This window comes from Arthrobacter sp. 05N425 (genome assembly GCF_056397125.1).
Genome location: NZ_JBFTMU010000014.1, coordinates 15985 through 35785, shown reverse-complemented (window position 1 = coordinate 35785; position 19801 = coordinate 15985). Strand labels below are relative to the sequence as shown.

General features: G+C 67.6%; 19 protein-coding genes, 1 tRNA gene and 1 other RNA gene. 13 read left to right on the top strand and 8 right to left on the bottom strand.

The features are described 5' to 3' along the window. Window positions 1-116: 116 nt before the first annotated feature. Window positions 117-1028, top strand: coding sequence for an oxygenase MpaB family protein (locus AC1DGE_RS14440; protein WP_476917665.1), 912 nt, complete (start codon window positions 117-119; stop codon window positions 1026-1028). Between the two features lie 101 nt (window positions 1029-1129). On the opposite strand, the gene AC1DGE_RS14435 is transcribed toward AC1DGE_RS14440, so the two are convergent. Further along, window positions 1130-1214 (bottom strand) — tRNA-Ser (locus AC1DGE_RS14435). Window positions 1215-1439: 225 nt separating this feature from the next. Between AC1DGE_RS14435 and ffs the strand changes: the two genes are divergently transcribed. From ffs to AC1DGE_RS14410, 5 genes are all read left to right on the top strand, one after another. Beyond that, window positions 1440-1536: signal recognition particle sRNA small type (ffs, locus tag AC1DGE_RS14430), an RNA gene on the top strand. 27 nt (window positions 1537-1563) lie between these two features. Further along, window positions 1564-4689 (top strand): DNA polymerase III subunit gamma and tau, encoded by a 3126-nt coding sequence (locus tag AC1DGE_RS14425; RefSeq protein WP_476917664.1) that lies wholly within the window; start codon window positions 1564-1566, stop codon window positions 4687-4689. Between the two features lie 51 nt (window positions 4690-4740). Then, window positions 4741-5340 carry a recombination mediator RecR gene (gene recR / locus AC1DGE_RS14420; RefSeq protein ID WP_146335883.1) on the top strand — a complete coding sequence of 200 codons (600 nt, stop codon included), beginning with the start codon at window positions 4741-4743 and terminating at the stop codon, window positions 5338-5340. An 8-nt stretch (window positions 5341-5348) separates the two neighbouring features. Then, a complete protein-coding gene (locus AC1DGE_RS14415; protein ID WP_476917663.1) occupies window positions 5349-5927 on the top strand; it encodes a GNAT family N-acetyltransferase in 579 nt (192 codons plus the stop codon). A 400-nt stretch (window positions 5928-6327) separates the two neighbouring features. Then, window positions 6328-7686 carry an aspartate kinase gene (locus tag AC1DGE_RS14410; protein ID WP_175322225.1) on the top strand — a complete coding sequence of 453 codons (1359 nt, stop codon included), beginning with the start codon at window positions 6328-6330 and terminating at the stop codon, window positions 7684-7686. A gap of 93 nt (window positions 7687-7779) precedes the next feature. Here AC1DGE_RS14410 and AC1DGE_RS14405 read toward each other — a convergent pair whose 3' ends face one another. Next, window positions 7780-8013: a hypothetical protein gene (locus AC1DGE_RS14405; protein ID WP_476917720.1), complete on the bottom strand. Its 234-nt coding sequence runs from the start codon at window positions 8011-8013 to the stop codon at window positions 7780-7782. A 183-nt stretch (window positions 8014-8196) separates the two neighbouring features. Further along, window positions 8197-8421, bottom strand: a complete 225-nt coding sequence (locus AC1DGE_RS14400) for a hypothetical protein (RefSeq protein ID WP_175322223.1) — start codon at window positions 8419-8421, stop codon at window positions 8197-8199. Window positions 8422-8499: 78 nt separating this feature from the next. Here AC1DGE_RS14400 and AC1DGE_RS14395 point away from each other — a divergent pair, with 78 nt between their 5' ends. The 4 genes from AC1DGE_RS14395 to AC1DGE_RS14380 all read left to right on the top strand — a co-directional run bounded on the left by AC1DGE_RS14395 (window position 8500) and on the right by AC1DGE_RS14380 (window position 10959). Then, window positions 8500-8994, top strand: coding sequence for a MarR family winged helix-turn-helix transcriptional regulator (locus tag AC1DGE_RS14395; RefSeq protein ID WP_476892874.1), 495 nt, complete (start codon window positions 8500-8502; stop codon window positions 8992-8994). Window positions 8995-9063: 69 nt separating this feature from the next. Next, entirely contained in the window at window positions 9064-9627 is a 564-nt protein-coding gene (locus AC1DGE_RS14390) for an SSI family serine proteinase inhibitor (protein ID WP_476892875.1), read from the top strand. Continuing rightward, a complete protein-coding gene (locus tag AC1DGE_RS14385; protein ID WP_476892876.1) occupies window positions 9602-10582 on the top strand; it encodes a 3-methyladenine DNA glycosylase in 981 nt (326 codons plus the stop codon). The genes AC1DGE_RS14390 and AC1DGE_RS14385 overlap by 26 nt, the downstream gene beginning before the upstream one ends. Then, window positions 10579-10959: a serine protease inhibitor gene (locus AC1DGE_RS14380; protein WP_441417899.1), complete on the top strand. Its 381-nt coding sequence runs from the start codon at window positions 10579-10581 to the stop codon at window positions 10957-10959. The genes AC1DGE_RS14385 and AC1DGE_RS14380 overlap by 4 nt, the downstream gene beginning before the upstream one ends. Window positions 10960-11060: 101 nt before the next feature. Here AC1DGE_RS14380 and AC1DGE_RS14375 read toward each other — a convergent pair whose 3' ends face one another. Next, complete coding sequence (locus AC1DGE_RS14375) at window positions 11061-14321, bottom strand: S8 family serine peptidase (RefSeq protein WP_476892877.1); 3261 nt, start codon at window positions 14319-14321, stop codon at window positions 11061-11063. 290 nt (window positions 14322-14611) lie between these two features. After that, window positions 14612-14797 carry a hypothetical protein gene (locus tag AC1DGE_RS14370; RefSeq protein ID WP_441417901.1) on the bottom strand — a complete coding sequence of 62 codons (186 nt, stop codon included), beginning with the start codon at window positions 14795-14797 and terminating at the stop codon, window positions 14612-14614. 245 nt (window positions 14798-15042) lie between these two features. On the opposite strand from AC1DGE_RS14370, the gene purS reads away from it, so the two are divergent. The 3 genes from purS to purL are packed head-to-tail and all read left to right on the top strand — an operon-like array spanning window position 15043 to window position 18384. Then, the gene (gene purS / locus AC1DGE_RS14365; protein ID WP_011690410.1) at window positions 15043-15294 is read left to right on the top strand and encodes a phosphoribosylformylglycinamidine synthase subunit PurS; all 252 of its coding nucleotides are present in this window, start codon (window positions 15043-15045) and stop codon (window positions 15292-15294) included. Window position 15295: 1 nt separating this feature from the next. Continuing rightward, the gene (gene purQ / locus AC1DGE_RS14360) at window positions 15296-16054 is read left to right on the top strand and encodes a phosphoribosylformylglycinamidine synthase subunit PurQ (protein ID WP_441417902.1); all 759 of its coding nucleotides are present in this window, start codon (window positions 15296-15298) and stop codon (window positions 16052-16054) included. Further along, entirely contained in the window at window positions 16051-18384 is a 2334-nt protein-coding gene (gene purL / locus AC1DGE_RS14355; RefSeq protein WP_441417903.1) for a phosphoribosylformylglycinamidine synthase subunit PurL, read from the top strand. The genes purQ and purL overlap by 4 nt, the downstream gene beginning before the upstream one ends. A gap of 83 nt (window positions 18385-18467) precedes the next feature. On the opposite strand, the gene AC1DGE_RS14350 is transcribed toward purL, so the two are convergent. The 3 genes from AC1DGE_RS14350 to AC1DGE_RS14340 all read right to left on the bottom strand — a co-directional run bounded on the left by AC1DGE_RS14350 (window position 18468) and on the right by AC1DGE_RS14340 (window position 19799). After that, on the bottom strand, window positions 18468-18761 hold the full coding sequence (locus AC1DGE_RS14350; RefSeq protein ID WP_476892878.1) for a DUF503 domain-containing protein: 294 nt from the start codon (window positions 18759-18761) through the stop codon (window positions 18468-18470). A 67-nt stretch (window positions 18762-18828) separates the two neighbouring features. Then, entirely contained in the window at window positions 18829-19146 is a 318-nt protein-coding gene (locus tag AC1DGE_RS14345; RefSeq protein ID WP_441417905.1) for a putative quinol monooxygenase, read from the bottom strand. 50 nt (window positions 19147-19196) lie between these two features. Then, window positions 19197-19799 carry a tetratricopeptide repeat protein gene (locus AC1DGE_RS14340; RefSeq protein ID WP_441417906.1) on the bottom strand — a complete coding sequence of 201 codons (603 nt, stop codon included), beginning with the start codon at window positions 19797-19799 and terminating at the stop codon, window positions 19197-19199. Window positions 19800-19801: the final 2 nt, after the last annotated feature.

The following is a 19801-nucleotide window of genomic DNA, read 5'->3' as shown; positions in this document are numbered from 1 at the left end:
GTCCGCGCGAGGTTCGGGGCGGTTTCGGGCCACCGCGCGGCGGATTGGGTGGCGCCCCAGTAGCCCCGCAGGGAAAACAGGTACTGGCCCAGCACCGACCGGGTAAGAATAGGAGTATGCGCAATGTCCTCAGGGAGTGGCAGTCCGAGCTCAAACAGACGTTCACCGGAACCCGGGATGCGGTCCCGGAGTGGGTGGGGCGCCTGGCTGAGGGCGACGACGCCGGCTTCCACCTTCCGGGCTCCGCCGTCTGGGCGGTGCACGGGGGCATGCCGACGATTGTTGCCGGCATCCGCGCCCTCCTGATGCAGGCCTTGCACCCGGGGGCTTTGGCCGGGGTGCACGACCATTCCCGCTTCCGCGAAGACCCCCTGGGCCGGCTCGCCGGGACCATCCGCTGGATCTTCACCGTCTCCTACGGGTCCACGGGGGCCGCCCGCGCCGCGTCCGGCTGGGTGCTGCGGCTGCACGAGTCGGTGCACGGAGAATTCACCGACGGCCACGGCGTCGTGCGGCCATACGCGGCGAACGATCCGGAGCTGCTCCGCTGGGTGCACATCGCTTTCACGGATGCCTTCCTGTCCGCGCACAAGATCTGGGGCGGGCCGATTCCGGGCGGCCCGGACGCCTACGTCCGCGAGTGGGCGCAGGCGGGGACGCTGATGGGCGTGGAGGCGCCGCCGCTGAGCGAGGCTGACATGCGCCGGCAGCTTGACCGCTGGTACGACGACGGCGAACTGGCCTCGGGCGCCAAGGTTGCCGAAACCGTGGCCTTCATCCGCGATCCCCCGCTCCACCCCGCACTCAGGCCCGGGTACCGGGTGCTCTTTGCGGCAGCGGTGGCCAGCCTGGAGCCAAAATACCGGGAGATGCTGGGGCTTCGGACCGCAAGGCTGGGCCCGATCCCGCTGCCGGTGAAACTGGCGACGAAAGTCACCCTCGGCGTCGTCCATCTCGCCCTGGGGCGGGTTGGCCCGAGCGAGCAGGCAGCACGCGAAAGGCTCCGCCGGCTGGGGTTCGCGGGGTAGGTGTGACTGGGCGGCGGTCCCTCACTGCGGAGGGGCCCGCGTCTGCGGCGCGCTGGCTCAGGACGCAAAAAGGCCCCGGTCCGATGGACCGGGGCCAAACGCGGAGAATGGGGGATTTGAACCCCCGAGGGCGTTAACCCAACACGCGTTCCAGGCGTGCGCCATAGGCCGCTAGGCGAATTCTCCAGTAGCTTCTGAATCAAAAGCAGATACTAGACTACCTGAACTTCCCGGCTTCGCCCAATTGAGCCCTCCGCCCTGCGCCCACGGGACATGCCCCACGCTCCAATCGGACGTTGGACATAGTCGCCATATGCCCACGCCGCGGCCCGAAGAATGGGCATGTTCCGCCGCGAAACAGCAGGCCAACACCCGGATTCGGGGCACGCCCGATCGTCGGGTAAACTAATCGACGGCCCCTCATGTGGCGTCATCCTGTTGAACTCCCCCAGGACCGGAAGGTAGCAAGGGTAAATGGGCTCTGGCGGGTGCATGGGGGGTCTTTTATGTCTGTGCCGATTGGTAGGGTTTAGCTGTGACTGTTACTACCGCTCTTTACCGCAGATACCGCCCCGATTCGTTCGCGGACGTTATCGGGCAGGAACACGTCACCGACCCGCTGATGACGGCCCTGCGGAAGAACCGCGTCAACCACGCCTACCTCTTTTCCGGCCCACGCGGCTGCGGTAAAACCACCTCCGCCCGCATCCTTGCGCGTTGCCTGAACTGTGCCGAAGGCCCCACCGACACCCCCTGCGGCGTGTGCCCCAGCTGCATCGAACTGGCCCGCGGCGGCGCCGGTTCGCTCGACGTGATCGAGATCGACGCCGCGAGCCACGGCGGCGTCGACGACGCCCGTGACCTGCGCGAACGCGCCACCTACGCCCCGGTCCGCGACCGCTACAAGATCTTCATCATTGACGAAGCCCACATGGTCACCTCGGCCGGCTTCAACGCGCTGCTCAAGATCGTCGAAGAGCCGCCGGAACACATCAAGTTCATCTTCGCCACCACGGAGCCGGACAAGGTGATCGGCACCATCCGGTCCCGCACTCACCACTACCCCTTCCGGTTGGTCCCGCCGGAGCCGCTCATGGCATATCTGGAACTGCTGTGCCGGCAGGAGAACGTACCTGTGGCCCCGGGCGTACTCTCGCTCGTCATCCGCGCCGGCGGCGGCTCCGTGCGGGACTCGCTTTCCGTGCTGGACCAGCTCATGGCCGGCGCCGGCCCGAACGGCCTGGACTACGAACTGGCTGTGGCCCTGCTGGGCTACACGCATGCCTCCCTGCTGGACGACGTCGTCGAGGCTGTCGCCGCGTCCGACGCCGCTACCGTGTTCCGCGCCGTGGACCGCGTCATCCAGACCGGCCACGACCCCCGCCGCTTCGTCGAGGACCTGCTCGAGCGTTTCCGTGACCTGATCATCGTGCAGGCCATGCCGGAGAGCGCCCAATCGATCCTGCGCGGCATGCCCGCGGACCAGATCGCGCGGATGCAAAACCAGGCACACAACCTCGGCGCGGCCGAACTGTCCCGTGCTGCAGACGTGACCAACACGGCGCTCACCGAGATGACCGGTGCCACGTCCCCCCGGCTGCACCTCGAGCTGCTGTGCGCCCGCATCCTGCTGCCCAGCTCCGAGCAGACTGAACGCGGCATCGCCGCCCGGATCGACCGGGTGGAGCGGCGCCTGAATTACGCCGGGAACGACGTCGGGACGCCCGCCCCCGTATCGTCGCCGGCTGCCGCACCGGCACCGGCACCGGCACCGGCACCGGCTCCTACGCCTCCCGGCCACGCCCCTGCAGCGGCATCGGCTGCCGCGGCCCAGGCATCACCTCAGGCACATCGGGCAACTCCGCCCGCCCCGCTCTCCAACCGGCCTGCCGAAACCTCGGACCGGACCCCGGCTGCCGCCACCAGCGCGCCCTCGGCCAGCCCGGCCCCGGAGGCGCTGCCGCAGGAAGCGCAGCCGGAACGGCCAGCGCTCACGGCCCCGCGGGTCAGCACCAGCGACTGGCCGGTGGAGGAATCCGCGACTCCGAACGGCGCCTCCCGCCCGGCGCAAGCACCGCCGGCACCGACCGAATCGGCCCAGACCGCCCCGTCCCAACCGGCGGCACCGGCCCAACCGGCTCGGAAAGAACCGGCCGAGCGCCCCGCGGCCGGCGCCGCTGCAGCGACGGCCGCCCCAGCCCATGCACCCGCCCCCGCGGCGGTCTCCGGGTCCGGACCCGACGTCGAGGTCTTGCGCCGTGCGTGGCCCGAGATCCTGCAGACCCTGACCAAGATCAAGCGCAGCACCTGGGCTCTCGTCGAACCAAATGCGCAGGTGGGGCACTTCGAGGATCAGGTCCTGACCCTTTCCTTCACGACATCCGGGCTCGCCGGCGCTTTCGGCCGGGCGGACCACGCCGAGAACCTGCGTCAGGCGATCCACAAGACGATCGGCATCGACTGCCAGATCACGGCCGTCGCCGGCGGCACCAACAGCTCAGCGAGCTCTGAGCCAAACCCAAAAGCGCCCGCTAGCCGGGAGGCCCCGGCCACGTCGGCGGATGTGGCATGGGGCCTTGCCCCCGCCGCGACCGGGGCTGCCCCGGAATCCCCGTCGACGGCCGGCAATGGGGTCGAAACCGGACCTGCCGCCGCCGCGGAAACGCCCGCGCCGCAGTCCGCACCTGCGACCTCACCGGAGCCCGCCCAGCCGGCCCCGGTCGAGCCGGTGTCGGCTCCGGCAGTGACCGCCCCGACCTCGGCCCCGGCAGCAACCGACGCGCCCACAGGCCCGGCCCCTGAACCGACCGACGGCCCGGCCTCCGAGCCCGGCGGTTCCTACTCGTACCCGGACGATGACTGGGGTCCCCCGCGGGACGAGGACGCCCCTCCGTTGGATGAAGAACCGCCGCTGGACTGGGATCCCTCAGCCGCGGAAGCCGCCCGGCCCGCGTCCCCAGCGGCGCCCGCACCGGCGCGCACCCCGGCACGAGCCCGGTCCAGCAAGGAAGCCCCCGCTGCGACCCGGTCATCTGTCCAGGCACCTGCCCCGGCCGCCAAGGATGCCGCCGAGGACCCGTGGGCACGCGCCATCGAGCAGTCCCCCGGGGTCTGGACCGTCGGCACGGAACTAAACGTGGGGCGACACACCTCGCCGGAGTCCGCGGCGGAGTCCGCGCTGCGCACCCCCGAGCCGGAGCCGCCGCACTACGAGCCTGCGACTGCCCAGATCCCGGAGCCGGTAGGCGCATTTTCGGCCGGATCCGGGTCCGGATCCGGATCTGGATCTGGATTCGACGGTGCAGTTGCCACCCAGGCACCTCCAGCTGGGCTCTCCCCTGCCGCCGCCGTGCCCGCGGTCATCACGGCCGCGGCCTCCCCGGTAGTAGCCACGGCTCCGGTCGGCGCCCCTCCGACCTCCGGACGGCAGAGCCTCTACCAGCGCCTTTCCAACAGCCCCGAGGCGGAAGCCGGACGGGCAAAGGCACCGGCGCGCGCCGCCGTCGCCGCCACCAGCTACGTCCAGGACGTCCCCAGCGCCGACGACGAAACCATCGAGGAGTCGGGCGTCTTCGGCCGCGCCGCCGTCGAGCGTATTCTGGGCGGGAAGCTGCTGGAAGAGCGTTCCCTGGACGGAAGCCCGCTGGCGCCGCGCTTCTAGCCCTCCCGGCGGCCGCACGGTCCGCCACTCCCCCAAACGAACGAGGAAATTGTGTACGAAGGTGCAGTTCAGGAGCTGATCGACGAGCTCGGCCGCCTTCCCGGCGTCGGACCCAAGTCTGCCCAGCGGCTTGCCTTCCACATCCTCGAAGCCGATCCGCAGGACATGAAGCGCCTGGTCGAGGCCATCACGACGGTGAAGGAGCGGGTGAAGTTCTGCACGGTCTGCGGCAACGTCACCGAGCAGGAGCTGTGCAACATCTGCCGGGATCCGCGCCGCGACCCCTCCGTGATCTGCGTTGTGGAGGAGTCCAAGGACGTGCTGGCGGTGGAGCGCACCCGCTCCTTCCGGGGCCGCTATCACGTACTGGGCGGCGCCATTAACCCGATTGCCGGGATCGGCCCGGAACAGCTTCGGATCCGCGAGCTGCTCACCCGGCTCAACGACGGCGCCATCCAGGAAATCATCATCGCGACGGACCCCAACCTCGAGGGCGAAGCAACGGCTACCTACCTGGCCCGGATGCTCAAGTCGATCGGCATCGCCGTCACGCGGCTCGCGTCCGGCCTCCCGGTCGGCGGAGACCTCGAATATGCCGACGAAGTCACGCTGGGCCGCGCCTTCGAAGGCCGCCGCAACGCGCTGAGCTGACGGGTCCCGTGGCACCCGACGGCGGCGCTCCTGCCCCGATCAGCACCGAACGCCTGATCCTACGTCCGTTGACCGCAGACGACGACGGCGCCGTCCTGCGGTTCCGCGGCAATCCGGATGCCGTGCGGTATCTCTCCCACGAAGCCCTCAGCGCGGAGGAGAACACGGCCAGGGCGCGCAAGGTGCTGGCGGCGTCGGCGGCGTCCACCACGGAATGGTTCAACTTCGGCTGGGTCATCCAGCTCCGCGCCAGCGGCGACGTTATTGGAGACGGCCGGACCTGGAACTCAGAGGCTCCCCCCGTGCCCGGCAGGATCCCTGCCCATGCCGCGAGCCTGGGCTACATCCTGCACCCGGACCACCACGGGCTGGGCCTCGGCAGGGAGGCCGCCGGTGCCTTGGTGGAATGGCTGTTTACCGCCCGTGGATGCCGGACGGTTTTCGCCGGCGTCTACGAACCCAATCTCCCCTCGCGCAGGCTGCTGGAGAGCCTGGGCTTCCGGCCGGACCGCTATTTCACCGCGGCCGAGGACACCGCGGGCAAGAAACTTCCGTCTTGGCGCTACCGGCTCGACCGGCTCGACTGAACGAGTTACCGCGCGGCGGGCGGTCCGGTAGGCCGTGTAGCAGCCGTGCGCAAACGTGTCCCCCTCAAACGCCCCCGCGCAAACGTGGCCCCGCGCGGGCGTTGGACATGCCCAACTGCCCACGCCGCCAATGGACATATTGCCGATATGTCCATCCTTCGGGCCCACGAACGGGCATGTCCACGGCCGCAGCGGGACATGTCCTCTCCCCGGGACGGACGACGGGCATGTCCATTAAGAGCGGGCACCGGCAGCGGCCCGGTCCGTCCGGCGTTCGGTCACAATTCAACTCCGGGCCGCCGACGGCGATAAACTTGGTTCAGAAGTAGCTGTCGCGCCGTTCGGCTGCGCCGTTTAGTAGCTTCGCCCAGAACCCCGATGATCCAGTGAGGGTGCGCGCATGAGTTTGCCCACTACCGAAGTCCACCCCGGACCGCAGCCGCAGGAGCTGCCCGCGATTCCTGCCGCCACCAAGCACCTCGTCGTGAAGAAGTTCGGCGGTTCCTCGGTGGCGGACGCGGAAGGTATCAAACGGGTCGCCCGGCGCGTGGTGGACGCCCACAACGCCGGCGATGAAGTCGTCGTCGTTGTTTCCGCCATGGGCGACACCACCGACGAACTCCTCGACCTGGCCGCCCAGGTGACCGACTCCGCCCCGGCCCGGGAAATGGACATGCTCCTCTCCGCCGGTGAGCGCATCTCCATGGCCCTGCTCGCGATGGCGATCAACAAATACGGCGCCTCCGCCCAGTCCTTCACGGGTTCCCAGGCCGGCATGATCACCGACGGCATCCACGGCAAGGCCCGGATCATCGACGTTGACCCGCACCGGATCCGCACGGCCCTGGACAAGGGGCACATCGCGATTGTCGCCGGCTTCCAAGGCATGAGCCGCACCACGAACGAGATCACCACGCTCGGCCGGGGCGGCTCGGACACGACGGCGGTGGCGCTGGCCGCAGCCCTCGACGCCGACGTCTGCGAAATCTTCACCGATGTTGACGGGATCTACACCGCGGACCCGCGCGTTGTCCCGTCCGCCCGGAAGATCGACCGTATCTCCAGTGAGGAAATGCTGGAACTCGCGGCCTCCGGTGCCAAGATCCTGCACCTGCGCTGCGTGGAATACGCGCGCCGCTTCGGGGTGCCGCTGCACGTCCGTTCCTCATTCAGCCAGAACGAAGGCACCTGGGTCCTGCCCAGTGCCGATGACAAGATCACGATTCAAGAGGGAGTTGCCTTGGAGCAGCCAATCATCTCCGGCGTTGCGCACGACCGTTCCGAAGCCAAGGTCACGGTGGTCGGCGTTCCCGACATCCCCGGCAAGGCCGCGGCCATCTTCCAGGTCATCGCCGACGCGCACTCCAACATCGACATGATCGTCCAGAACGTCTCCACCCACGGCACCGGCCGGACGGACATCTCCTTCACGCTGCCGATCGTCGAAGGCGCCGACGCCCTCGCCGCCCTCCGCGCCGCCCAGGCCGAGATCGGCTTCGAGAACATCGAATACAACGAAAAGATTGGCAAGCTCTCCCTGATCGGCGCCGGGATGCGCTCGCACCCGGGGGTCTCGGCACGGTTCTTCGCGGCGCTCTCCGAGGCCGGGATCAACATCAACATGATTTCCACCTCGGAAATCCGCATCTCGGTGGTGACCCACGCCGACCTGCTGGACGACGCCGTCCGCGCCATCCACAAGGCCTTCGACCTGGACAGCGAGGACGAGGCCACGGTTTACGGCGGCACGGGCCGCTAGGACTTCTGGAGGCCACGGACCGCTTCGCGGCCGATAAGAAAGGGAGCGGCACCTGCCGCTCCCTTTTTCGTTTCCGTCCTGCCCCCGCGCGGGTCAGACTTGTTCCTTCGGGAGGTCTTCCCGGCGGACGGCGTAATGATGTCCCTGCGAGTCCGTTTCCACTTCGAAGCCGGCGAGATCGGTCTCCGACGCTAGCTCGTAATCATCGCGCCTGTGCACGACCGGAGCGGAGGTATCCCCCCGCGAGGCGGGTCCAAACAGGAATCGCACCCAGGATGATGGGTGCAGGTGCCGGCTCAGTGCAGCCTTCCTCAGCGCATGTGCCATATTTCCCACCCCCTCTCCTACTGACAGGCCATTTCCTGCTAATGGGCCATTCGGAACAGCGGTGGCGCGGGCGGCGCCAGTGTGCCCATTTTACGCCCGACGGCGGCAAAATGCGCGGTGGGAACCCTCGCCGGTGTGAAGGTCGGATCCCGCCGCTAAGGCAGCGGCGGGAGCCGGGCCGGCCTAGCGCAGGGACTTGTCCTCGGGGTTTCGGGGCACCACGTAGGTGCTGCCGTCTGGCCGGTGCAGGGTCTCCCACTGCTGGGTCTCGGCCTGCCGCTGGGCCAGCAGCTGGCGGTTCTGCTCCGTCATCTCATGGCCAAGCGAGGTTCGGCTGGCCGGGCCAAAGACGGCCCGCAGCTTTCCGGTCGCCCGCATGAACCGCTGGGCGGTGTTGTCCTTAGCCATCGCTACCCACTCCTTCGTACCTGATGTTCCACCAGTGTACGCTAATAATTAGCACACTAACTATTTGAAGGAGGCCGGATGACCGATGTCATCGGAACCCCCGGAAGTCCCGCAGCCGCCGTCGTGGACGAGGACCTCCTGCTGGAACACCAGCTCTGCTTCGCATTGACCGTCGCGTCCCGCAGCGTGGTCGGCGCCTACAAACCGGTGCTGGACAAGCTGGGACTCACCCACCCGCAGTACCTCGTGATGCTCTGTCTGTGGGAATCCAGCCCCCGGACCGTCCGCGACATCAGCGATGCCCTCGCCCAGGAACCGGCCACGATTTCGCCCCTGCTGCGGCGGCTTGAAACGGCGGGCTACATCACCAGGCAACGGGCCGAGGGCAACGAGCGCAGCCTCGCCGTGCGGCTGACGCCCCGCGGCGCGGCGCTGAGGGAACAAGCAACGGCGGTCCCCGGCACCATGATGGCCCGGCTGGGCCTGGACCGGGAGCAGGTCGGCGAACTGCATGCCGCCATGATGCGGCTCATCGACGCCACCCGGGCGGCGGACGGCAATACCCGCAGCTAGGGTACTTCCGCCCCGCGCCCGGGACCGGCCGCGGCGCTAGAATGGGGCTGAGACCGAGGAGAAGAGCCCATGCGCAAGAACCTGATTCCCACAGCGCTCATCTTGATGACGGCCGTCGGACTGGCTGCCTGCTCACCGGGCGGCGGACCTGCGCCGAGCGCCTCGTCCACCGGCCCTGCCTCTGCCTCTGCCTCCGCCTCGACGCCGGGCGGCACCCCCTCCGCCGACACCGAAACCACCGCGCCGGCTCCCTCGCCGTCGGCCGAGGCCCCTACCGCCGGACCCGGGCAGGGCAACGCCGAGTTGGCCATCATGATCAAGCCCTCCGAAAGCGCGAAGGCCGTCAACTACACCTTGGTCTGCCAGAACGGCGTTCCGGCGGCGGAAAGCAAACACCCCAGCGCCGCTGCGGCCTGCGCCGCCCTGAAGAAGAATGCGGCGCTCCTCAGCCCCGCACCCCGGGCCACCGACCAGGCGTGCACCCAGCAGTACGGCGGCCCGGACCAGGCGACCGTCACCGGTTCCGTCGACGGTAAGGCAGTCGAGTCGAAGTTCGGCCTGCGGGACGGTTGCGAGATCGCCCAGTGGAAGGCCGCAAAGGACATCCTTGGCTCAACCGGAGGGGCTGTCTAAACTGCAGCACCTTCCGCAGGACGCCTGGCTGGCGCGCGAAGCCGCCCACCAGCAGCGCGTCCGCACCTATTCCGATCCCTACCTCGCCCGGAGGTCGGCCGGCCAAAAGCACCCGGTGGAAGACTTCCTCTTCACGTACTACACCCAAAAACCTGGCCAGCTGCTGCGCTGGCACCCGGGCGCCGGCGTCGTGCTGTCCGGGCCGGCGACAGCGGAGCGTTCCGGCTGGAAGTACTACCGTGTGCCCGACGCCGGCGAACTCGCCGCCGCGGGGCTGGCGCCCGGCACGGACGCGGTGACGGTGGACGTCGAACGGTTCCTCGGCGAGCGGCGCGACGCCGTGCAGTTTGCCGGCATCATCCTGGCGGGGACGGCCGCCCGGCCGGCGCAGTTCGGCTGCTTCGGGCTGCACGAGTGGGCCATGGTCTACCGGCAGGACAAATTCGAACTGCGGCACGAGTACCTGAAGCTGCGGCTCGGTTCCGAGCAGACGGACCGGGTGGTCGAGGACAACCGGATCAGGTGCTCGCATTTCGACGCGTTCCGCTTCTACACCCCTGACGCGGTGCCGCTGAACACCCTGAAGCCGAGCCGCGAGAACCAACGGACCATGGAACAGCCCGGCTGCCTGCACGCCAACATGGACCTGTACAAGTGGGCCTACAAACTGGCGCCCGCGCTGCCCAGCGAGCTGGTCATGGACTGCTTCGAACTCTCCTGGCGGATCCGCGCAATGGACATGCAGGCCTCCCCCTACGAACTGAGCGAATGGGGTTACCCGCCGATCCGGATCGAAACCCCGGATGGCAAAGCCGAATACGTGGAGCACCAGCGGGCCTTCGCCGACGCCTCGCAGGAACTGCGCCGACGGCTGTTGCAGGAACTCACGCCGCTGCTGGAGGCCGCCGCCGTCGCGGCTCCCCCGCTTCCCGCGGCCCAGGAAGGACGCCCATGACGGCCACCCACGGAGCGGACAGCCCGCACGACGTCGACCTCACAATCACGCTGACGGAGGCGCCCGGGGCGCCGGAGGTCAGTTTCCGCCTGGTCGCCGACGACGGCGGGGCCTCCGCCGCATCCACCCTGCCGGATCCTGCCGCGGCACTCGAGGCCCTCCGCCAGCACGGCGAGGAAATCTTCTTCCCCCTCCCCGGCCCGCCGCGGCTGTGCACCCAGCAGTACGGCGGCCCGCAGGTGGCCGTGGTCACCGGACGCTACCTGGGCCGCGACGTTCGTAGCGAATTCAGCCGTACCGACGGTTGCGAAATTGCCCGCTGGCGTGCCATGGCGCCACTGCTGGGCGGCACAGCGGGATCAACCGGGGCCATCTGAGGCGACGCCGCCTAAACACGGAGGCACGTCAGAACACAGTGAAACAGCGATGGCCGGCGGTGAAAACCGCCGACCATCGCTGTTACTTGGTGTTCAGTCGCCTAGATGGCGTTGTTCGGAGCCTTGGACAGCTCCGCATTCTGGATCTTGCCCTTCTCCTTCTTCACCTTCTTGCCCTTCTCCTTCTTGTCCTTGTGATCCTTGCCGTTGTGCTTACCCTGGTCCGTGCTCTCCCCGGGGCCGTCGTTGCTGTCCTGGTCCTCCGAAGTCGGCGGAACCACTACGGCGCCGGCCGGGGTCACCAGCACGCTGACAAATGTCGGCTCACTGGCGCCTGCGTAGGTCACGCGTCCAATGTAGGAGCCAACTGCCAGCCCCTTCCAGTTCATGGTGACCTGGCCGGACGTTCCGTTCGCGAGCCGCAGCGGGTTCGGGGTCAGAGTCGCATTGCCGACATTGGCGCCAAGGACGGCCGCATCGACGCTTGCTTTCGTAGCCTGGCCGTTGGGGCTGGCGTAGAGGTTGACGAAGATCCGGTAAGTTCCCGGAGCCGGATTGGGGATGGACAGGGACTCACTCGCCGAGGACGTTGCGACCTGAACCAGCTGATTGGCCGGGGTCACGACGTACATATCGAAGTCCGCATTCGGATCCGAGGACAGGGCGGAGAACTTGGCCAACGGTGCACCGGCAGGGACCTGAACCGACTTTCCGAAGTTCGCTGCATCATTGGCCCCGAGAATCGCATCGCCGGGCACCAGCTCGATGGCAGACGAATCGGCCTTCGACAGCCCGTCGAGGGTCATGTTGATCGGGCTGTTGCTGCCGGAGACCACCTTGATGGCGCCGGAGCCGGTGCCACCCTCGGAGGAGAAGGCCACATCGCTGGCCGCCACGACCGCCTGGGGGCGGACAGCAACCGGGGACGCGACGTTCTTGTTTGCACCCTGCCACGTCAGCGTGCCCATGGCGAACTTGCCCAGGGCCGCGTTTTGGTTTTCGAACGAGACCTTGAAGGTCTTCTTGTCGCCGGCGTAGCCGAAGGTCAGGATGGACGGCGTAACGGTCACCTTGACGCCGGGCACATCGACCTTGACGCGGTAGGTGCCCGGGGTCAGTGCGGTCAGCGTGCGGGTGACCTCGATCTTGCCTGTGAGGTTGCCCAGCGCGAAGGACGGTACATTCATATCCCGCGGCTTGGTCACGCCGAGACCCGGCATGCCGAGGTCGACGCCGGTGCCCTGGATGAACTTCAGGTAGTCCTCGTCATTGGCGTCATAGACGAGGCCCGGATCCAGGACGCGGGCCGGATCGACTTGGCCTGCACCCGTCGCGAAGACGTCCGGGTCCTTGCTTCCATTGGCAAGCTTGACGTCGGAGGCGGTGGTCATCATCGCAGACTTGACCATGGCCGGTGACCACTTCGGATTCTTGCCGAGGATCAGCGCGCCGAATCCCGCTACGTGCGGTGCAGCCATGGACGTTCCGGACATGAAGCCGAAGTTGTCCCCGCCAGTGCCGATCGGCGAAACGCCGGCCAGTACGGCAACACCGGGAGCAGCAACGTCCGGCTTCAGCAGGTCTGAACCGGTGGCGAGCAGCGGGCCGCGGGAGGAGAAGCCGGCAATCTGCGGCTGCGCCTCAAGCGGAAGCCCGGTGGTGTCCTTGTTGATCAGGGACACCTTGATGGCCGGGTTCGCGGCCACCTTGGCCTTGATGGCCTCGGTGGCCGGCGGGTTCACGTGGACGGTCGGAACGGAGTGCTTGTCCGTATCGAGTGAGGAGTTGCTCAGGTTCACCAGGATCATGCCGACGCCGCCGCCGCGCTTGACCTCCGCGCTCTTGGCAACGCGGTCAAAGACGCCGCGGTCACAGACCACAACCTTTCCGGCGACCTTGGCAGGGTCCAGGGTGTCGGGTCCGCACAGTGCCGCATTGGCGTCCCCGGCGGTGGCGGCCGCATTGGCTGCCAGCACGACACCCGCGTCCTTGACCTCGCGGTTCATGATGCTGGCGCCGCGGAACTTGGTGCCGTCAGAGAACTCGACGGTGCCCTGCAATTCCTGGGAGAAGCTGCTTGCGGCAACCGTGGTCAGCCACGGAGCGCCATGGTTGACCGTGCTCGCGGTTGGACCGGAGTTGCCAGCCGAGGCGGAGACGAAGATACCCGCCGATGCGGCAGACAGGAAGGCCATGGACACCGGGTCGGTGGTGGTGGTCGTGGAGCCCGAGATCGAGTAGTTCAGCACGTCGACGCCGTCCTGAATTGCCTGATCGATGGCCGCCACGGATGCCGAGGAATAGCAGCCGCCGGTATTCGGATCCGTGTCTTCCCAGCAGACCTTGTAGATAGACAGCTTGGCAGCCGGAGCCATGCCGCTGGTCAGGCCGAAGCTGCGGCCGTCAACGAACGTCTCCACATTGGCGTTGCCCGCGGCGGTGCTGGCCGTGTGCGTGCCGTGGCTGGCGACGTCGACCGGGGAGAGCTTCTCCAGCGGAGAGCGGTTCTCGGGCTTGACATAGCTCGTGAAATCGTCGGCAAAGTAGTGCGCCGCGAGCACCTTGGAGTTGCAGGCCGAGCCGTCAAAGTCCGCTCCGGTTTCGGTGCCCTTCTGGCACTCGCCAACGAAGGTGTCTCCATCGGCCTTGAGCATGGCGATCTTGCCGTCTTCAGTGCGGTACGGCACACCGACCACCGGGCTGCCGACGAGCGGCTTGACCTGGTCGCCGGCGAAGAAGGCGCTGCCCGGCGTGTAACCGGTGTCGATAACACCGACGACGACGCCCTTGCCGGCCGCCGCCTGGCCGCCGAACTTGGTGTTCCAGGTGCCATTGGCACCGCTGAGCTTGAGGAAATCGGTGCTGGAGTAGTCAGGAGCGTTCTCGGTGTCAGGTGCAACCACCAGCACGTCCGGGTTCTTCGCCAGCTTGATTGCTTGGTCTGAGGTCAGGTTCGCACTAAAGCCGTTGACTGCCGCGGTGAACTGGCGCTTGATCGCGACGTTCTGCTTCCCGGCGACTTCGGCCTGCTTCTTCTCGAGGTGGGCTTCGTACTGCCGGACGGCCGGTTTCTTTGTGTCCAGCTTCTTGCCTTGCTGCGGCTTGGTCGGCGCCAAACCCGCCGTCCCGCCGTCGTACGTGGCCGCCGGTTTCTCAGCCAGCACGACGATGTACCGACCATCCCGGTAGTTGGCGGGGTCCAGATTCTTCTGCGCGATTCCGGCGACGCCGGATCCTTGGGCCGGCGCCGCGGTGGCGGGCGCAATGGCGACTGTTGAAAGGAGAACCGGCAAGCCCAGGGTCAGTGCCGCGGCCCTCCGGAGTCCCCCGCTTCGAAGGAAGCTCTTTCCTGGTGATTTCACGAGTGATTGGAACCTTTCAGAAGGAACGGTCCCGGCGCCATTGCCGGGGACGACGGCTGGTTCGGGTGCGGGATCAGGAGGTGACTCTCGCCCCCAGCGGATACCAGCCGATTCATACAGTACAGACTGAGAGCTGAATATGACATAGACCACAGGTGACTAATCGAAATTAGTCACATCACTCGACAATCGACGCGTTCCCGGGGCATGGCAAAGCCGGGGCGGCGACGCCGCCTCGGCTTTAAACGGGAAATTAATGGGGGCTGCTGGGCCCCGGCCGCACCGGCTGGCTACTGGCGGGGCGTTCGGACAACCTCGCTGATCCAGGCCCTCGTCTTGTCATCAAGGGGGCCGGCCACATTGCTGGACCTGGCTGCCCGGTCCGCCTTGATCTTCTGCAACACCATCCTGCCAAGGCCCGCGAAGACGGCGGCGGCCATCACAGGAAGCAACACGGATTTCGATTTCTCAGCCATGGGGCTCATCCTACTGAGCGCACCCTGCAGAGACCATAGCCGCCCCAGACCCGGGCCGCCGGGAGCACCGCCCGGTCACGAATGCGCCGTGATGCACGCCGCCCGGTAGAATGGCCGTGCAAGCTCGCGGAGCGCCCGTTCCATGTTGTTGTTAAACACCGTTGTCCTCACCACACAGCGGATCGGCGTGAGACGGCACTACTCCGCTGCGCCCTTACCCAATGCTCACGCACAGGAGTTGCCGGATGCCCCGGATCGTTGTCGACGTCATGCCCAAGCCCGAGATTCTCGACCCGCAGGGGAAGGCCATCGTGGGTGCACTGCCCCGCCTGGGCTTCACCGCTTTCAGCTCTGTCCGCCAGGGCAAGCGCTTCGAACTGACCGTCGACGGCGAGGTGACCGAGGAGATCCTGGCCCAGGCCCGGAACGCCGCGGAAACCCTGCTCTCCAACCCGGTCATTGAGGACGTCGTCAACGTCGAGGTCGTCGAGGCCTGAGATGACTGAACTTCCCCTGATCGGTGAGGCCGTGGCCGTCGCCGCTCACCCCCAGCTCGCCGGTGCCAAGATCGGCGTCGTCACCTTCCCGGGCACGCTCGATGACCGCGACGCCGCCCGCGCGGTGCGCCTGGCCGGCGCCACCCCGGTGGCCCTCTGGCACGCGGACACCAGCCTGGGCGACGTCGACGCCGTCGTCATCCCCGGCGGTTTCTCCTACGGCGACTACCTCCGCGCCGGTGCCATCTCCCGCTTCGCGCCGCTGATGGCCAAGGTCATCGATGCCGCCAACTCGGACGCCAGGCTGCCGGTCCTCGGCATCTGCAACGGCTTCCAGATCCTCACCGAGTCGCACCTTTTGCCCGGGTCGATGATCAAGAACGACCACCTGAAGTTTCTCTGCCGGGACCAGGTCCTGCGGGTCGAAAACAACACGACCGACTGGACCCGCGACTACGCTCTAGGCCAGGAAATCACGGTGCCGCTGAAGAACCAGGACGGGCAGTACATCGCGGACGAGAAGACGCTCGACGCGCTTGAGGCGGAGGGCCGCGTGGTGTTCCGTTACGTCGGCTGGAACCCGAACGGCTCCCGCCGCGACATCGCCGGCATCTCCAACGCCGCCGGGAACGTCGTGGGCCTGATGCCGCACCCCGAGCACGCCGTCGAAGCCGGCTTCGGCCCGGAAGAAGGCTCGGGCACCGAGGGCCTCGGCTTCTTCACCTCTGTCCTGAACAAGATCGTGGGAGACAACAAATGACGGAGACACCCGCAGTGGCGGCGCCCGCGGAGACCGCCAAGAAGTTCAACATCGACACCGTGGAGAACGCGGCCCGGACCCCGGACACCGAGCTCCCCTGGGCCGAGCTGGGCCTGAAGCAGAACGAGTTCGACGAGGTCGTCAAGGTCCTCGGACGGCGCCCGACCGGCGCCGAGCTGGCCATGTACTCCGTGATGTGGAGCGAGCACTGCTCCTACAAGTCTTCCAAGAACCACCTGCGCCAGTTCGGCGAAAAGGTGACGGAGGAGATGAAGAAGGACATGCTCGTGGGCATCGGCGAGAACGCCGGTGTCACCAACCTGGGCGACGGCTGGGCCGTGACGTTCAAGATCGAGTCGCACAACTCGCCGTCGTTCGTGGAGCCCTACCAGGGTGCCGCGACCGGCATCGGCGGAATTGTCCGCGACATCATCTCGATGGGCGCCCGCCCGGTGGCAGTGATGGATCCGCTGCGCTTCGGCGCCATCGACCACCCGGACACCGCCCGCGTCATGCACGGCGCCGTGGCCGGCATCGGCGGCTACGGCAACTCCCTGGGCCTGCCGAACATCGGCGGCGAAATGGTCTTCGACTCCGTCTACCAGGGCAACCCGCTGGTCAACGCCCTCGCCGTCGGCGTCATGCGGCACGAGGACATCCGCCTCGCCAACGCCTCCGGCAAGGGCAACAAGGTGGTGCTGTTCGGTGCCCGCACCGGCGGCGACGGGATCGGCGGCGCTTCGGTGCTGGCCTCGGAGTCCTTCGATGACACCAAGCCCTCCAAACGCCCCGCCGTGCAGGTGGGCGACCCCTTCGCCGAGAAGGTCCTGATCGAATGCTGCCTGGAACTCTTCAAGGGATCCCTGGTTGAGGGCATCCAGGACCTGGGTGCGGCCGGCATTTCCTGCGCCACGTCCGAGCTCGCCTCCAACGGCGACGGCGGCATGGAGGTCGAGCTGACCTCCGTGCTGCTGCGCGACCCCACGCTGACGCCGGGCGAGATCCTGATGTCCGAGTCGCAGGAACGCATGATGGCCGTGGTCACCCCGGAGAACATCGCCGCGTTCGAAGCGGTCATGGACAAGTGGGCCGTGGAGTACTCATGGCTGGGCGAGGTAACCGACACCGGCCGCCTGATCATTACCTGGGACGGCGAAGTGATTGTCGACGTCGACCCGCGCACCGTGGCCCACGACGGTCCGGTCTACGACCGCCCGTACGCCCGCCCGGAGTGGCAGGACGCCGTCCAGGCCGACGCCTTCACCGGCTCCGTGCAGGACACCGGCCGCCCCGCCGCCCCGGCGGAACTGGCCGCCGCGGTCACCGAGCTCGTCGCCTCGCCGAACATGTGCTCCAAGTCCTGGATCACCGACCAGTACGACCGCTACGTCGGCGGCAACACCGCCATGGCGTTCCCGGACGACGCCGGCGTGGTGCGGGTGGACGAGGAAACCGGCCTGGGCGTGGCCCTGGCCACCGACGCCAACGGCCGCTACACCTACCTCGATCCGTACCACGGCGCGCAGCTGGCCCTCGCCGAGGCGTACCGCAACGTGGCCACCTCCGGCGCCGTGCCGATGGCCGTCAGCGACTGCCTGAACTTCGGCTCCCCCGAGGATCCCGACGTCATGTGGCAGCTCGCCGAGGCCATCCGCGGCCTGTCCGACGCCTGCATGGTGCTCGGCATCCCGGTCACCGGCGGCAACGTCTCGCTCTACAACCAGACCGGAAGCGTGCCGATCCACCCCTCCCCGGTGGTCGCCGTGCTCGGCAAGCTGGACGACGTCGCCCGCCGCACGCCCTCGGGCTGGCGCGAGGACGGCCAGGCCATCTACCTGCTGGGCACGACGGCGGCGGAACTGGACGGCTCGGAATGGTCCAACCTGCGCGGACACCTGGGCGGCCTGCCGCCCAAGGTGGACCTCGCCGCGGAACGCGAGCTCGGTGAAATCCTGATCAACGCCTCACGCGACGGCATGGTCGACTCCGCGCACGACCTCTCCGAAGGCGGCCTCGCGGCGGCCCTCGTCGAGTCCGCGCTGCGCTACGGCGTCGGTGCCCGCATTTCGCTGCAGGACGTGATGGACCGCGACGGCGTGGACCTGTTCACCGCGCTCTTCTCCGAGTCCCAGGCCCGCGCCATTGTGGCAGTGCCCCGCTCGGAGGAAATCCGGTTCAAGGACATGTGCACCGCCCGCGGCTTCGAGCACGTCCGGATCGGCGTCGTGGACGCGGAGAGCGGCAAGCTGGAGATCAACGGCGTCGACACCCTGGGCCTGGACGCACTCCGCGAAGCCCACGAGGCGACCCTGCCGAAGTACTTCGGCTAGCACTTCCGGCTCCAAGCAACGCGGGGTCACTTACCGCCCATAAATCCCCTCGGGATGGGCCGTAAGTGACCCCGCGTTGCTTCTTAATCGTCGCTGCGCAGTTCGCGCTGGCGGGCGCTGAGCAGCTCGAGTTCCGGTCTTGCGGCCATGAAGCGTTCGACGGCGGCAAGCACCTCGATCAGGTGCGCCCGGTCAGCCGCAACCAGGCCGACGCCGATCACGGCACGCCGGTACTGGTCGTGTAATCCCGCCTCGGTCACGGAGACGTCGAAGCGGCGCTTGAGCTCGGCCAAGACCGGCCGCACGACTGAGCGCTTCTCCTTGAGGGTGTGAACGTCGCCGAGCAGGACGTCGAATTCAATCCAACCGATCCACATGACCCCAGCCTATCGACTGCTTCCCACCGGCTCCCTAGCCTTGCAAGCTCGGAGCAATCGACGCCGGTCAGATGGTGAGCTCACCCATCCGGTCCCAGCCCTCGCCGTCGAACTGGCGGCTGATGATCCGGGGCGTCTCTTGCAGTGCCTGCGGCATGTCCGCCATGGCCTGCTTGAAGTGGCTGCTGTTGACGTGGTCGCCGGCGGCGTCGTCCTTGAAGGCCTCGACCAGGACGAATTCGTTGGGGTCCTCCACGCTGCGGGACCAGTCGAACCACAGGTTGCCGGGCTCCTGCCGGGTGGCCTGGGTGAAGTCCTCCACGAGGCCGAGCCAGCGCTCGGACCAGTCGGGCTTGACCTTGAATTTAACGACGATGAAGATCACGAGTTGTTGCCTTTCATTGGGAATTCCGGAGCTTCAATTCTGGCAGAGCCTCAGCAGGCATCGATGGCCGCCCGGGCGCGTTCCTGCTGCTGCGGCGTGCCCACCCTTTCCGCCCACTGCTCGGCGAGCTGGAACTCGACCATGGCCTCGGCGCAGCGTCCCGCCTCGTGCAGCGTCCAGCCGAGGTTGTTGTGCAGCGCCACCATCCAGCGCCGGGTCCGGGCGTCATGCGCCGTGGACGCGTACTCCAGGGCGCTACGGGTCCACGTCTCGGCGTGCGCGGTGTCCGCGATCGCCAGCATGTGCAGGGCGTCGACGGCCAGGAAATCCTCGCCCAGGTGGTCGGCGAGTTCGGCGGCCTGCTCAAACAGCGGGACCGCCATCTCGGCGTGGCCGCTGCTGTTCAGCACTCGGCCGCGTTCCAGCAGCACCCGGACGGCCACCGTGGGTTCGTCGCCGTCGATGGAGTCCAGCAGCGCGTCGGCTTCCTCATACCTGCCCTGCAGGCCGATCGCACGGCCCAGCTGGGTGGCGAGCTCGGCACGTTCGTCGTCGTCGTAAGCCGAATCCGCGATCGCCGCGCGAAAGCGGGCCTCCGAAAGGCCGGGGTCGTCAAAGTTCCAGAAGCGGTCAAGGGTCTGTTGATTCAGCATTT

Bases quoted from the DNA above. Each gene is read 5' to 3' on its own strand.
- AC1DGE_RS14390 (WP_476892875.1), top strand. From the start codon at position 9,064: ATGCGCAAGAACCTGATTCCCACAGCGCTCATCTTGATGACGGCCGTC.
- AC1DGE_RS14340 (WP_441417906.1), bottom strand. From the start codon at position 19,799: ATGCTGAATCAACAGACCCTTGACCGCTTCTGGAACTTTGACGACCCC.
- AC1DGE_RS14350 (WP_476892878.1), bottom strand. From the start codon at position 18,761: ATGTGGATCGGTTGGATTGAATTCGACGTCCTGCTCGGCGACGTTCAC.
- AC1DGE_RS14395 (WP_476892874.1), top strand. From the start codon at position 8,500: ATGACCGATGTCATCGGAACCCCCGGAAGTCCCGCAGCCGCCGTCGTG.
- purQ (WP_441417902.1), top strand. From the start codon at position 15,296: ATGACTGAACTTCCCCTGATCGGTGAGGCCGTGGCCGTCGCCGCTCAC.
- purL (WP_441417903.1), top strand. From the start codon at position 16,051: ATGACGGAGACACCCGCAGTGGCGGCGCCCGCGGAGACCGCCAAGAAG.
- AC1DGE_RS14380 (WP_441417899.1), top strand. From the start codon at position 10,579: ATGACGGCCACCCACGGAGCGGACAGCCCGCACGACGTCGACCTCACA.
- AC1DGE_RS14405 (WP_476917720.1), bottom strand. From the start codon at position 8,013: ATGGCACATGCGCTGAGGAAGGCTGCACTGAGCCGGCACCTGCACCCA.
- AC1DGE_RS14400 (WP_175322223.1), bottom strand. From the start codon at position 8,421: ATGGCTAAGGACAACACCGCCCAGCGGTTCATGCGGGCGACCGGAAAG.
- AC1DGE_RS14440 (WP_476917665.1), top strand. From the start codon at position 117: ATGCGCAATGTCCTCAGGGAGTGGCAGTCCGAGCTCAAACAGACGTTC.
- AC1DGE_RS14370 (WP_441417901.1), bottom strand. From the start codon at position 14,797: ATGGCTGAGAAATCGAAATCCGTGTTGCTTCCTGTGATGGCCGCCGCC.
- AC1DGE_RS14410 (WP_175322225.1), top strand. From the start codon at position 6,328: ATGAGTTTGCCCACTACCGAAGTCCACCCCGGACCGCAGCCGCAGGAG.
- purS (WP_011690410.1), top strand. From the start codon at position 15,043: ATGCCCCGGATCGTTGTCGACGTCATGCCCAAGCCCGAGATTCTCGAC.